Annotated in this window: 1 protein-coding gene and 1 pseudogene; both read left to right on the top strand. The window is 64.5% G+C overall.

Annotation, left to right across the window (positions count from 1 at the left end; translation table 11 throughout):
* A pseudogene (locus tag ACV229_RS40560) lies at positions 1–174 on the top strand (putrescine ABC transporter permease PotH); the annotation flags it as partial.
* On the top strand, positions 171–868 hold a 698-nt coding region (locus tag ACV229_RS40555; RefSeq protein WP_448088654.1), incomplete at its 3' end, for an ABC transporter permease subunit. The pseudogene ACV229_RS40560 and the gene ACV229_RS40555, both read left to right, overlap by 4 nt.

Raw genomic sequence — 868 nt, 5'->3', positions numbered from 1 at the left:
CTGCTCGGCGGCGCGGACACGCTGATGATCGGCCGCGTGATGTGGGACGAGTTCTTCAACAACATGGACTGGCCGATGGCCTCCGCGGTGACGGTGGCGATGGTGGTGCTGCTGCTCGTGCCGATGGCGCTGTTCCAGTACTACCAGGTCAAGGAACTGGAGGACGTCAAATGATCAAGCCGAACAAACCGCTGTCGACGGGCGTGCTCGCGCTCGGGTTCCTGTTCCTGTACATCCCGATCATCAGCCTGGTCGTGTATTCGTTCAACGAATCGAAGCTGGTGACCGTGTGGTCGGGCTTCTCGCTGAAATGGTACGGGGCGCTGCTGGACGACGACGAGCTGCTGGCGGCCGCGTGGCTGTCGCTGAAGATCGGCCTGCTGACCGCGTTCGCGTCGGTGGCGATCGGCACGTGGGCGGGCTTCGTGCTCGCGCGCTTCGGCCGCTTCAAGGGCTTCACGCTGTACACGGGGATGATCAACGCGCCGCTGGTGATTCCGGAGGTGATCCAGGGGATCTCGCTGCTGCTGCTGTTCGTCGCGCTCGAGCAGATGTTCGGCTGGCCGAAGGGACGCGGGATGGTCACGATGTGGATCGGTCACGTGATGCTGTGCGTGTCGTACGTCGCGATCATCGTGCAGTCGCGCGTGAAGGAGCTGAACAAGTCGCTCGAGGAGGCCGCGCTCGATCTCGGCGCGACGCCGCTGAAGGTGTTCTTCGTGGTGACGCTGCCGCTGATCTCGCAGGCGCTGCTGTCGGGGTGGCTGCTGTCGTTCACGCTGTCGATCGACGACCTCGTGCTGTCGGCGTTCCTGTCCGGCCCCGGCTCGACGACGCTGCCGCTCGTGGTGTTCTCGCGCGTGCGTCT

The sequence above is a fragment of the Burkholderia sp. MR1-5-21 genome (genome assembly GCF_053427715.1).
Note: the sequence above shows the minus strand (reverse complement) of the source record. Positions and strands in the feature narration are given on the sequence as shown.